Raw genomic sequence first — 12,891 nt, 5'->3', positions numbered from 1 at the left:
AGAAAACCATTCCTTTTTTGGGGTGGTTTTTGTTACACCAATACCTGTGAACGGAGTAGTTATACAAATCACCAGGTATATTGAAAAGAGTCGGATATGCAATTGATACCGGATAAGAATCACCGGGATTTTACGGCTTATGGTTTAAACAAATATTTTTAATTTTGAAAAAAAGAAACTATGAAAAAGGTTTTAAGTGTAATCATCTTATGCATCAGTATTTTCGCGCTAGCACAGGTAAAAACTCCTTTTACGGGACGCAGGGTTTTTGATATCATGAAAGGTTACAGTGGTACCGGCACTCCTCATTATTACCTGGATGTAAAAAAGAATGGAGATGTCTTTTTCGGATACATTCAGGTCAACCAGGCAAATGGGAAAGAGACAACAGAGGAAATGAATGCCGGCAAGTATATCCCCAACAAGGTGATGAAAGTACAATTTAAGAAATTCAAAGAAACATTCTTCGTAAAATTTAATAAGGATAAGATCTATCTTACCGACGAAAAAGGAAATATTAAAAGCCTTGAAGGCTGCTGCTCTTCCAGGGAAAGCATTGATAAAGACACCTGTAAATGCGAAAGCGAATTATACGAATAAAATCATAGCCACTCCCCGGGAGTGGATTTTTATTGTTATGAGATACCATCCGTACATCTGTGACTTGCTTCCTTCCGGTGAAAGGCAGGTATATAAATATGAATTTTTAAGGAAAGCAGAACAGAGAATTTACAGAAATAGCCTTGAATAAAGAATTACCGGGATTTTACGGTTTATTCTTTGCTTAAATAATTTTACTTTTGAAGAATTATATTGACCAAAGCATGAAAAGACTACTGGCTTTATGGATTTTATTTTTTATTGTCTCATGCAGTAAGAAGGACGACCATGCTCATACTTTTTATTATTGGAAAACCAATCTCAGGTTGGACCGGGAGGAAAAAAAAGTCTTGGACCAGTCTTCTGTTCCTTATTTATATACAAGGTTTTTCGATGTGGATAAAATCAATGGAAGATTTCAGCCGGTAGCTGTGATTACAAAAGATCCAAGCTTTCAAACCGAAAAACAAATTGTTCCCACTGTATTTATTACCAATCAGGCCTTATTCAATATCTCGCCAGGAGAGATCAGGTTTCTGGCGGAAAGAATTTATCAATTAATACAGAAGAAAACGAAAGAATATCACTTAAAAACAGCAAACGAAATCCAGATCGACTGCGACTGGACAGCCGGAACACGAAATGATTATTTCAAATTTTTAAAGGAACTGAAAAAAATTTCAGGAAAAGAAGTCACCTGTACCCTGCGCCTTCATCAGGTAAAGGATAAAAAGCAAACAGGGATTCCTCCTGTAGAAAAGGTATACCTGATGTGCTACTCCACTTCCTCACCGTTGGAAAAATCTGATAAGAATTCCATTCTGGATGTTGGCGTTTTAAAAAGTTACCTTTCTAAAATTGAAGACTATCCCATTAAGAAAATTGAAGTAGCCTTGCCCATCTATTCATGGGGAATCGTGACTAATCATCTCGAAAAACACAGATTGATCAATGCACTATCCAAAAACGATCTGAACAATCCGGACTTTAAAAAAATTACTGAAAACGAAGCTGAAATTCTGAAAGACGGGTTTTATTTCGGGAATTACCTGAACAAAGGGTTCAGAATAAAAGTAGAAGAAATATCCCCTGAACAGCTGGAAGATGTCATTCTGTTTCTCCAGAAAAAAATACCTCATTTTAACATTATATATTATCAATTAGATAGTAAATTTGTGTTAGATCGGCAGTTTTAATCCCGGAGGAAAATCAGTCGGCCAGTTGTAGGAGGAATATTTACCAAGCTCATATTATCCCCGTCACGACTTTACTATTAACTATTTTAAATAAAAAACCACAACCCATATGAAAAAGTATATTCTTTCAATTGCTGTTGCATCACTTTTCTATACAAAATCTGATGCCTGTGCCTGGTCAGATCCTGATTATGAGTATTTCAATCTTTTTACGCAAAGCATCATTAAAGACAAATCATATCTGCCTTTTTTACACAGTTATTCTACAAGGTTTTATACGGGATACAATGCTGCTCTGGTTCCTGACGATAATGTGGAGTCATGGAAAAAATATTTTAATAACCAGCTCAGCTATGCCGAAACAGAGAACCTGGTCTACAAGGTAAGCATGAATGACCTTAATGCCCTAAAGAACGGGGCACCCACCAACCCCCTGCTGCAAAAGTTAGGTACGGGTTTTTACCAAAAATATAGAGAAGGGATTGACTATTTGATTGAGGCCAAATACCTCGAGCCTTACATGAGCATCAATTATGTCGAAAGTGAGAATTCATTTTATTATGACAGAGACGCCAACAGAAAGGATGCTACAGGCCTTGACTATAATAAAACCATCTCTGCGCTGACTTCGTTATATAATGCTGCAAGAAATCCCGAGATCAAACAACGCTACGGTTATCAGCTGGTACGTTTGAATCATTATACAAGAAATTATGACTCGGCACTGCAGGCATTCAAAATGTATGTGGAACCAGTCAGACTGAAAGGCACGGTCTATTTTATGGCTCTGGATCAGCTGGCAGGAGCTCAAAGAGGCCTGTCTATGAATAATGAAGCCAACTGGAACTTTTTCCAGGTGTTTATGAATAGTAAGGACCGCAAAGAGTCTGCTTTCGTTTCGATGAAACTTTCTGATACAGCCTCTTTCAGTAATATTATGAAAAGAGCCAACACGAATGAGGAAAAAAATATGGCTTATTTCCTTCTGGGTTATGAGGACTTCAACAATCCGATTCCTATTATGGAAAAAATGTATGACATCAATCCTGATTCTGAAATCCTGAAAGTAATGGCGGTGAGAAGTATTAATGAGCTGGAAAGAAGCTATCTTCCCACCTATTATTATTCCTCTGATGCATCCCAAAAGGCTTCTGCCCAAAAAGGGAATACAGGAACCGGTGATACAAAAGATGCCGGCAAAGGCAGTTCTACCACTGAAGTAAAAGAAGAAAAACTTTCGTTCTGGCAAAAAATTGTAAGATTCTTTAAAAATCTTTTCGGGGGCTCAAAATCGGATAAAGCCGGAAATAGTACCAAAGCTGATCAAAGCGATGATGAATTGTTCAGCAATCCGGACCGGATTCCGTTTTACAACAGAACTGCTTATTATTATGATAATAAAACGCAGGACTTTCTTGATGATCTGGAAAAATTCACAGAAAAAACAAAGGAAAAGTCTAAAGATGAATACTGGCAGATCGCTGATGCCTATCTAAAATTTTTGAAAAAGGATTATAAGGGAAGCAGTGAGGTCCTTGCTAATATCAAAACTTCCAATCCCGAATATCAGGAACAGATCAAAAGGATGAAGGTTCTTAACGATATTGTTTCCCAGCCTAAAATTGATGCCGCTTATGAAGACCATCTGATGAAAGATTATCCTGAATATTTTGTAGAGAAAGAAGTAAAAAAAGATAGTACCATTACCGATAATTTTGATTATTACGGAGAGGTTCCCTCTACCGCAGATTTCCTTAGAGATGTGCTTGCCAACCGTTACTTCCTGCAAGGTGAAGACGGAAAATCTTTCCTGATGAGCAATAAGCTTTCTGATCTTCAGTACAACCCAAATTCCAGCCTGGTGAAAAGTGTTGAAGATTTCTACAGGAAAGCCAATAAAACCCGGTTTGAGCAGCAGATCATCGCTAAAAATATGGACAGTGTAGGCAATATTGATGCATTCTTCAATACGATCTACGGAGACAGGGCAATGAGGCAGGCAGACTTTGAAAAAGCGAGATCATATTATGAAAAAGCTCAGAATTTTACAGGAATTCCAAGGCTCAATTATGACTGGACAGACAAAGGGGAAAAAATCACCACCAAACAGTACAGCAGTACGGAATACAATGGCTTTAAAAATATCTCCAGTCTTGTCTTTGGACATAATGTCTGGGAAAGTTACCAAAGTCCCGATACCGAAAGTATGAAGGCAGAGGACTATTCTTATTTCCCGTTTATCAAAAACAGCATGAATAAACTGGAATTAGCCGATATTTTAATACAGCTTAAAAAAATTGGAAACGGAACTGATGAAAAAGCGGCAAAAGCGAACCAACTTATCGGAAACCTGTTATACAACACCTCCATTTTAGGGTATTATCGTGAATTATTCGTTATGGATATCGACAATAGCAATGGAGGGAAATATAACTTCTGGAACACAGAAAGATCCAACCCTTATCAATATTACTATAAAAATTTCCTGGATACCTCTTATATTGAACCGGATAATTTTGATCTGTCCATCGGGTATTATCAGAAAGCCCTGAAGCTTTCCGGCAATAAAGAAGAAAAAGCCAGGATTTTATTCCAGATGGCAAGTGCCGAGCAGGGTAAGTATTACCAGTATGAGGCAAAAAACCAAAAGGAGTATGACTATTCTGACCCGAAGTGGTCTGAAAAAGAAGAGGCCTACCAGAAAGAGCTTAACAACCTCAGAAACCAAAAGTACAGAACTTACTTTACCCAGCTGAAAGCCCAGTATTCTGATACTGAAGTTGCAAAAGGATTGATGGGAAGCTGTTCTTATTTCAGTTACTTTATGAAGAGATAATTATTACAAAATAAGATAGGCTAAGGCTTATAAAAAAGGAATCGTTAAGATTCCTTTTTTTGTTGTTCCTGCTTTTGCAGCCATTCCTCATGTTTCTTTTTAAAGAACTCATATTTGTAATCCTGGTTCCTCTGTGCAGCATCAATGGAATGCGAGGTATGGATATCGGCATCTTTCTTGGCAAATTGTGCCAGATTTTCATAATAATGATGAATCTGATCCAGCTCTTCTTCTGTAAGCTCCTCAATATCTACAATTCTGTTGCTGGCTTTTTCATGGGCAGCAAGGAGCTCGTTCAGCTTGATCTGTATGGCTTTCGAATCTTTATTTTGTGCCTTTTGAATCAGGAAAACCATTAGAAAGGTAATGATGGTCGTTCCGGTATTGATGACAAGCTGCCAGGTCTCGGAATAGTTAAAAAGAGGCCCTGAAATACCCCAAATTACCACAATAAGCATTGCTCCTATAAAAGCACTGGCACTCCCGGTAAATTTTACGGCCCAGTTTGAAAATTTTTCAAAAAAATTATTATTATTCCGATTCATAATATTTATTTTTCTATTAATAAATGTATAAAATTAACATGAATTCAAAAAATAAAATTAAAATGAAGAACATAAAACTGGAAAGAGGAATCAAAATAGCTTAAAATCACTTTAGATTGATATTCATAGAGTATCCATATAAAAAAACATTAAGACAGTTTACTGCCTTAATGTTTCCAAAATTAAAATTGATATGAATAATTAAAAAAAGTTAATATAAGAGTGGCTATAAAGGCCTGTTCGTTTATTAAAATTTATAGTTTACCTGTACGGCAAAGTTTCTAGGTTGAATCTGATCGATATATCCACCTCGGAAATAAGAACTATATCCCACAGCGTCAAAGATGTTATTAAAGAATACCCGTACTCCCATACCATTTTTCAAAGAATATCCTACCTGGGCATCTACCGTTGTATATTCCGGCATATTAAATGGCTTTACCCCGGGTTGTACACTATTCACATGGGCTGCTGTAAATGTTTTCTGAGTCCATTCATCTACCGGACGGCTGCCAACATAATAAATCCCGGCACCCAGATCCAGGCCATCCAATATTCCCCTGTTAAATTTGTAGTTCAACCATGCATTGGCTGTATGTTTCGGGGCATTCATAGGTCTTGAACCGTTTACATACGCCGGGCTGTCCTGATATTGGGCATCAAGGTACGCCCATCCTGACATTACCTGCAGATTCGGTAAGATTCTTCCGATAAGCTCCACTTCCAAACCTTTTCTTCTTAAATTACCGGCCAGCCCATACAGCACATTATTGTTGGCATCTCTGATCGGCTGGTAAGAATCATCCAATATCTGGAAGGATAAATTTTCTGTATTAATATCGAACCATGTAACATTAAATCTCAAACGCTCATTAAACCAATCTGATTTAATTCCCGCCTCCCATTGCTTTGTGTTTGATGCTCCGACAAATCCGCCTGCCTGTAAAATATTATTGGCAGCCCTCAATGAAGTGGTGGTGGTATATGATCCGAAAACATTAATATTTTCAATAGGGGAAACAATTAATCCCAAAGACGGATTCCATGCATCTACCGTTTGGCTCGATGAACCATTAAGCCTGCTATAACGGATACCCAAATGTGCTTTTACATATTTCCCGATTGACATCACATCCTGGGCCATTGCCCCAATACTTGGAGTCATAATAGGATTGGAACGGTCTAAGCTCTGGAATACAAGATTGAACGGAAGTTCATTTGGAATTGTCCCGTTCACTACATCAAAACGATCAAGCGGAACAGAAGTAAAAGGTTTTCCATTAACCGGAGCAGCAGAGCTAAGAAGATTCTCAGGGGAAACAAAGTTTTTATAAATTTTATATCCTACTGAAGAGGTTTCTGTTTCGCGCCAGTCAAACCCAACCTGGAAGGTATGGTTGATGATGCCTGTTTTAATTTGCTCACCAATGAAGTCCAGCTGCAATACTCTATTGATATCCTCTGATTCTGACCTTCCAATGGTACGCTGTCTTATATTGTAATTGGTTTCTCCTTTTGGCAATGCAATGGAAGAAGCCAGATTATCTGTATTGGTAACAGAGTTTACAAAAGCTGCTCTTACCTTCAATTTATTGGTAAGTTTCCTTACTGCAGTAGTAGCAAAATTATAAGTCTGTGTTTTTAAATAATCCGAAGAATATCCTAAGAATTTACCTTTCGGCATATGGTATAGTGCTTCCACATCTCCCGGAGCCGTATTGATGGTTCCCCTGTCCGGAGTTCTTTTATCATGCAAATAATCCAGCTCAACATTGATGTAAGTTTTATCATCCGGGCGGAATGCTACTGATGGGTTTACATAAATTCTTTCGCCTGAAACATGACTTCTGAATGAATTGTTATTCTGATAAGCTCCATTGAATCTTACGGCTACTTTCCCCTGAGAATCCAATACTCTCTGGAAATCTAGTGTAGGTCTGTAAAAGTCCCAGCTTCCATAACGAAATCCTATATTAGTCTGATCAATAAACTGAGGTCTTTTGGTCACTACATTGATTACACCTCCTGCAGAGCCTAAACCATTTCCTATTCCCTGGCTTACTGCCGCAGATCCTTTGATCACCTGAATGCTTTCTACTCCCTGCATATCAGTCATCATTCCGGCTGTACGGAAATCCGAATCCATCTGAACTCCGTTTTTTAAAACAGGAACCCCTCTGTACCCTCTGATTGACATACTTTCACTACCTCCTCCATAGCTGGAGAATAAAGTAACCCCCGGTACATTTTTAGCAACATCGGTAACGGTAAGTGCTCCTAACTCTTCAATTGCTTTATGGGAGATGACAGAAATACTCTGAATCTGATCCCTGGTTTTCAAAGGCAGCCTTGTAATAGCCTCTAAGCCCTCCGGTTGTTTTTTTCTGTCTCCAAATAGCTCTATTTCTTCAATTTTTTTATGCTTAATTGAATCATTTACTTTCTGTGCATTTACAAAAACCCCACCCAATACAAGCAGAGAAAAGGATACTACTTTATTCATCTGATAATTTTTTGCAAATTTATTGTTTTTATTGATTCTAAATAAAGAAAGTCGGATGACATATGTCACCTACAAAAAAAATCAATATCATAGTATCAACTCTGAATTTATCAGCAAAAGCATATAAACGACTATAATTATAATTTAACTTAGTACGTAAAATATTTCTTTTAACTAAAAATAAAAAAGGGGAGTTTTATGGTGTCAAAAAAACGTTGTTAAAGGTATAACTGGAAACACTAAAGATATTCATACGATAACATTTATAAGCCAAAACCAATTGCTTTGACTAAGATTATCAGCATTACGATGAGAAAAACAAGAAGAGCTATTCTCACAGCTTTTATAAAAGGGTGATGTTCATTCCTAACTTTATTGAATACAAAGTCTGAAGGTCCCTTATCAAGTTCATGGGTTACCTTATCCGATGTAGAATGATTACTCATTGCTGAAAGCTCTTTGATTGTTCCTACAGATCTATCAGACGGATTTACAGCAAATTTTTTATTACCAAATGTATTACCAGAAAGAGAAACCATATGAATATTAGGATAATCATTAAGAGAGAATGGTTCCGCAATATTATTATTCTCTAAAGACAAATACCTTAAGCAGCCTGTATTTTTAAAAGATGAAAATTCTGATATATGGTTATCATTTAAATACAATGTGTTCAATTCTGCCAGTCTGTTCAAAAATCGAATGTCACGTATGCCACAATTATTCAGATATAAAAACTTTATGGAGGAACTTAGTTGGGTCTTGTCAAAATCTTTAATTGCATTATTATTACAGCTTAAAAAATTGAGTTTTTTCAAGCTGCTTACGGAAATTAAAGATTCAATTTTATTATCTGAAATATCAAGATTGACAAGTGTCTGCAGGCCGGAAAGACATGAAATATCAGAAATCAGATTGTTTTTCAAATAAAGCTCCTGAATTGCGGGAAGATTGGTAAGCGAATCAATATTAGTAAGTCTGTTACCACTTGCTTCAAGTTTTGTAAGCTTTTTCAAATTACTCAAACCTTCAAGGGAACTGATCTGATTATCATCTACCATTATTTCAGTCAGATCAGTTAAATCGGTCAGATCAGGGATTTCGGAAATATAATTCTTGGATACATGAAAATATTCAAGTTGATGTAACAAAGCAAAACATGATATATCTGTAATCTGATTATCACTTAAATAAATTCCCTTTAAAGTAGCTGATAATTTTGCAAGCAGGCTGATATCTTTAATTTTACTATATCCCAAACTCAGATATTCAAGCTTATGAAATAATTCTATACCTGCTATAGACTCTAATTTTGATCCCTGGATATGAAGCATCTCAAGCTCCGTCAGATGAAGGAAACCGCTCAGGTCAAAAAATTGCGAATTACAATCTATCGACAGGTATTTAAGTTTTTTTAGACCGGACAGGAAGCTAAGGTCGGTAATTTCATAATCGTAAAAGGAAATTTCAAGGCTTTCAAGTTTATCGAATGTTGTCGCAAAACGCAGATGGTTTGCCCTGTCTTCATCAGTAAGTCTATTATATTCCGGTTCATATAGCTCCAGCTCAATAACTTCTCCGGAACTATTGGTTTCATAATAAAAGCTGTCATAGTAAATTCCAAATGATTCTGCCGTTCTTTTTATTTGTTGGTTCATAGAAATTAGTTATAATCTTAGCTTAAATACAAAAATAAGTTTTAAAAATAAAAATCCGCTCCTGAAAAGGAACGGATTCTATAATCATTGCAAAGTATGCAAGTATCACACTTTAATTTCTACGTCTACACCTGAAGGTAACTCCAATTTCATTAGAGCATCAACAGTTTTAGAAGAAGAAGAGTAGATATCCATCAATCTCTTGTGAGCGGAAAGTTGGAACTGCTCTCTTGCTTTCTTGTTTACGTGCGGAGATCTCAACACAGTGAAGATTCTCTTATTGGTTGGCAATGGAATGGGTCCGTTTACAACAGCACCAGTAGCCTTTACCGTTTTTACGATTTTCTCTGCAGACTTATCTACCAAATTGTAATCGTAAGACTTAAGTTTTATTCTGATTCTTTGTGACATTTTAATCTAATTTAATATTAACCTTTAGCTTTAGCGATTACTTCTTCAGCAATGTTTTGCGGAGCAGCTTCATATCTTTCAAACTCCATAGAAGATGTAGCTCTACCAGAAGATAATGTTCTTAATGAAGTTACATAACCAAACATTTCAGAAAGTGGAACGAAAGCTTTGATTACCTTAGCATTGTTTCTGTCATCCATACCGTTTACAGTACCTCTTCTTCTGTTAAGGTCACCTACGATATCACCCATGTATTCTTCAGGAGTTACTACCTCAAGTTTCATGATTGGTTCCATGATAACAGCTTTAGCAGCTCTACCGGATTCTTTGAATCCTAATTTAGCAGCTAATTCGAATGATAACTGGTCAGAGTCAACCGCGTGGAAAGATCCATCTTTCAATGTCACTTTCATTGATTCAACTTCGAATCCAGCTAATGGACCATTCTTCATTGCTTCTCTGAATCCTTTTTCAACTGAAGGAACGAATTCCTTAGGAATGTTACCCCCTTTAATTTCGTTGATGAATTCAAGACCTGTCTTACCTTCGTCAGCTGGACCGATTTCGAATACGATATCTGCGAACTTACCTCTACCTCCAGATTGCTTTTTGTAAACCTCTCTGTGGTTAGCTTTTTGAGTAAGAGCTTCTTTGTATTCTACCTGCGGCTGTCCTTGGTTAACTTCTACTTTGAACTCTCTTCTCATACGGTCAACGATGATGTCAAGGTGAAGCTCACCCATACCAGAGATAATAGTTTGTCCGGAAGCTTCGTCAGTTTTCACTGTGAAAGTAGGATCTTCTTCTGCCAATTTAGCTAAAGCGTTACCCATTTTATCCTGGTCAGCTTTAGTTTTAGGTTCAACAGCAATACCGATTACCGGATCCGGGAAGATCATAGATTCAAGAACGATTGGGTTCTTTTCATCAGATAGGGTATCTCCTGTTTTAATATCTTTAAATCCTACAGCTGCACCGATATCTCCAGCTTCAATGAATTCTACTGGGTTTTGCTTGTTAGCGTGCATTTGATAGATTCTTGAGATTCTTTCTTTGTTGTTTGAACGGGTGTTCAATACATAAGAACCAGCATCTAATCTTCCTGAATAAGCTCTGAAGAATGCTAATCTACCTACGAACGGGTCAGTAGCAATCTTAAATGCTAATGCAGCGAAAGGTTCGTTTACATCTGGCTTTCTTGTGATCTCAGCGTCAGTTCTTGGGTCTGTTCCTTTGATATCATCTTTATCCATTGGAGAAGGAAGATATTTACAAACAGCGTCAAGCATGAACTGTACTCCTTTGTTCTTGAAAGAAGAACCACAAGTCATTGGAATGATAGAAAGGTCGATAGTAGCTTTTCTTAATGCTTCGTTGATCTCTTCTTCAGAAATTGAATCCGGATCTTCGAAGAATTTCTCCATCAAAGTCTCGTCATAGTCAGCTACAGCTTCTACTAATTTCTCTCTATATTCAAGAACTTCGTCTTTCATGTCCTCAGGAATTGGAACTACTTCAAAAGTTGCTCCTTGTCCTGCTTCATCCCATACGATAGCTCTGTTTTTGATCAAGTCAACAACTCCTTTGAAATCCTCTTCTGCACCAATTGGAAGAACGATTGGAACTGCGTTAGATCCAAGCATTTCTTTTACTTGCTTACAAACGTTAAGGAAGTCAGCACCTTGTCTGTCCATTTTGTTAACGAATCCCATACGAGCAACTTTATAGTTGTCCGCAAGTCTCCAGTTGGTTTCAGACTGAGGCTCTACTCCATCTACCGCAGAGAATAAGAATACAAGACCATCTAATACTCTTAAAGATCTGTTTACCTCTACGGTGAAGTCAACGTGTCCCGGTGTATCGATGATGTTGAAGTGATATCCTTTAGTTTCAGGTAAATTTTGTCCCTGATCTGTTGGGAAATTCCAAGTACAAGTAGTGGCAGCAGAAGTAATGGTGATCCCTCTTTCTGCTTCCTGCTCCATCCAGTCCATCGTAGATGCACCTTCGTGAACCTCACCAATTTTGTGAGTTTTACCTGTATAGAATAGAATTCTTTCTGTAGTGGTAGTCTTACCTGCGTCAATGTGAGCAGCGATACCAATATTTCTTGTATATTTAAGATCTCTTCCCATTTCAGATTAGAATTTGAAGTGTGAGAAAGCCTTGTTAGCTTCCGCCATTTTGTGAGTATCTGTTTTCTTTTTGAAAGCGGCACCTTCTTCTCTTGAAGCAGCTACAACTTCGTTAGCTAATTTCAAAGCCATAGACTTATCATTTCTGGCTTTAGAATATTTGATTAACCATTTCATCGCCATAGAAATTTTTCTATCAGCTCTGATTGGCATAGGAATCTGGAAGTTAGCTCCACCTACTCTTCTGGAACGTACTTCTACGTGAGGCATTACATTTGTAAGTGCGTCTTTCCAGATTTCAAGTGCAGTTTTTTCACTATCTCCTTTTTTAGTTTCTACGATATCTAATGCATCATAGAAAATTTTGAATGCGATTGACTTCTTACCGTCAAGCATTAAATTGTTTACGAATCTAGTTACCAATTGATCATTAAATTTCGGATCTGGTAACAACGGTCTTTTTTTCGCTTTTGTCTTTCTCATTGTTTCTGTACCTTATTTAATGATTATTTTTTCTTTCCTTTTGCAGGTGCAGCAGCTGCTTGTCCTGGTTTAGGTCTCTTAGCTCCGTACTTAGATCTTCTCTGTGTTCTTCCATTTACACCAGCTGTGTCTAATGCACCTCTTACGATGTGGTAACGTACTCCCGGTAGGTCTTTCACCCTTCCGCCTCTAACCAATACTATCGAGTGCTCTTGAAGATTATGTCCTTCGCCCGGGATATAGGCATTCACTTCTTTACCGTTAGAAAGTCTTACCCTTGCAACTTTTCTAAGTGCTGAGTTAGGTTTCTTAGGTGTAGTCGTATATACTCTCGTACATACACCACGTCTTTGTGGACAAGAATCAAGGGCAGCCGATTTGCTCTTCTTGGCAAGCGTGGCTCTTCCTTTTCTTACTAATTGTTGAATAGTAGGCATTTAATTGCTTTTTATTTTAGGCTGCAAAAATAATAATATTTTTTTAATTGACAAGCAGTTATGTATTTTTATTTCTTCACAATATTT

At 37.2% G+C, this 12,891-nt stretch carries 10 protein-coding genes; 3 read left to right on the top strand and 7 right to left on the bottom strand.

Annotation, left to right across the window (positions count from 1 at the left end; all coding sequences use genetic code 11):
- Positions 1-180 precede the first annotated feature (180 nt).
- The 3 genes from OK18_RS10030 to OK18_RS10020 all read left to right on the top strand — a co-directional run bounded on the left by OK18_RS10030 (position 181) and on the right by OK18_RS10020 (position 4,632).
- The gene (locus OK18_RS10030; RefSeq protein WP_053327921.1) at positions 181-600 is read left to right on the top strand and encodes a hypothetical protein; all 420 of its coding nucleotides are present in this window, start codon (positions 181-183) and stop codon (positions 598-600) included.
- Between the two features lie 224 nt (positions 601-824).
- Positions 825-1,796, top strand: a complete 972-nt coding sequence (locus OK18_RS10025; protein WP_053327920.1) for a hypothetical protein — start codon at positions 825-827, stop codon at positions 1,794-1,796.
- A 109-nt stretch (positions 1,797-1,905) separates the two neighbouring features.
- Entirely contained in the window at positions 1,906-4,632 is a 2,727-nt protein-coding gene (locus OK18_RS10020) for a hypothetical protein (protein WP_053327919.1), read from the top strand.
- 44 nt (positions 4,633-4,676) lie between these two features.
- On the opposite strand, the gene OK18_RS10015 is transcribed toward OK18_RS10020, so the two are convergent.
- From OK18_RS10015 to rpsL, 7 genes are all read right to left on the bottom strand, one after another.
- Positions 4,677-5,177, bottom strand: a complete 501-nt coding sequence (locus OK18_RS10015; protein ID WP_053327918.1) for a low affinity iron permease family protein — start codon at positions 5,175-5,177, stop codon at positions 4,677-4,679.
- Positions 5,178-5,424: 247 nt separating this feature from the next.
- Positions 5,425-7,680: a TonB-dependent siderophore receptor gene (locus OK18_RS10010; RefSeq protein WP_053329345.1), complete on the bottom strand. Its 2,256-nt coding sequence runs from the start codon at positions 7,678-7,680 to the stop codon at positions 5,425-5,427.
- 263 nt (positions 7,681-7,943) lie between these two features.
- The gene (locus tag OK18_RS10005; protein WP_053327917.1) at positions 7,944-9,338 is read right to left on the bottom strand and encodes a leucine-rich repeat domain-containing protein; all 1,395 of its coding nucleotides are present in this window, start codon (positions 9,336-9,338) and stop codon (positions 7,944-7,946) included.
- 105 nt (positions 9,339-9,443) lie between these two features.
- Positions 9,444-9,749, bottom strand: a complete 306-nt coding sequence (rpsJ, locus tag OK18_RS10000; RefSeq protein ID WP_002661363.1) for a 30S ribosomal protein S10 — start codon at positions 9,747-9,749, stop codon at positions 9,444-9,446.
- A gap of 17 nt (positions 9,750-9,766) precedes the next feature.
- Complete coding sequence (gene fusA / locus OK18_RS09995) at positions 9,767-11,884, bottom strand: elongation factor G (RefSeq protein ID WP_053327916.1); 2,118 nt, start codon at positions 11,882-11,884, stop codon at positions 9,767-9,769.
- 6 nt (positions 11,885-11,890) lie between these two features.
- Complete coding sequence (gene rpsG, locus OK18_RS09990) at positions 11,891-12,367, bottom strand: 30S ribosomal protein S7 (protein ID WP_050020592.1); 477 nt, start codon at positions 12,365-12,367, stop codon at positions 11,891-11,893.
- 23 nt (positions 12,368-12,390) lie between these two features.
- Entirely contained in the window at positions 12,391-12,804 is a 414-nt protein-coding gene (rpsL, locus tag OK18_RS09985) for a 30S ribosomal protein S12 (RefSeq protein WP_002983146.1), read from the bottom strand.
- Positions 12,805-12,891 lie beyond the last annotated feature (87 nt).

The organism is Chryseobacterium gallinarum, from assembly GCF_001021975.1.
Lineage (GTDB): Bacteria > Bacteroidota > Bacteroidia > Flavobacteriales > Weeksellaceae > Chryseobacterium > Chryseobacterium gallinarum.
Note: the sequence above shows the minus strand (reverse complement) of the source record. Positions and strands in the feature narration are given on the sequence as shown.

Excerpts from the sequence above, each read along its gene's own strand:
- fusA (WP_053327916.1), bottom strand. The coding sequence starts at position 11,884 with ATGGGAAGAGATCTTAAATATACAAGAAATATTGGTATCGCTGCTCAC.
- rpsL (WP_002983146.1), bottom strand. The coding sequence starts at position 12,804 with ATGCCTACTATTCAACAATTAGTAAGAAAAGGAAGAGCCACGCTTGCC.
- OK18_RS10005 (WP_053327917.1), bottom strand. The coding sequence starts at position 9,338 with ATGAACCAACAAATAAAAAGAACGGCAGAATCATTTGGAATTTACTAT.
- OK18_RS10020 (WP_053327919.1), top strand. The coding sequence starts at position 1,906 with ATGAAAAAGTATATTCTTTCAATTGCTGTTGCATCACTTTTCTATACA.
- OK18_RS10015 (WP_053327918.1), bottom strand. The coding sequence starts at position 5,177 with ATGAATCGGAATAATAATAATTTTTTTGAAAAATTTTCAAACTGGGCC.
- OK18_RS10030 (WP_053327921.1), top strand. The coding sequence starts at position 181 with ATGAAAAAGGTTTTAAGTGTAATCATCTTATGCATCAGTATTTTCGCG.
- OK18_RS10010 (WP_053329345.1), bottom strand. The coding sequence starts at position 7,680 with ATGAATAAAGTAGTATCCTTTTCTCTGCTTGTATTGGGTGGGGTTTTT.
- OK18_RS10025 (WP_053327920.1), top strand. The coding sequence starts at position 825 with ATGAAAAGACTACTGGCTTTATGGATTTTATTTTTTATTGTCTCATGC.
- rpsG (WP_050020592.1), bottom strand. The coding sequence starts at position 12,367 with ATGAGAAAGACAAAAGCGAAAAAAAGACCGTTGTTACCAGATCCGAAA.
- rpsJ (WP_002661363.1), bottom strand. The coding sequence starts at position 9,749 with ATGTCACAAAGAATCAGAATAAAACTTAAGTCTTACGATTACAATTTG.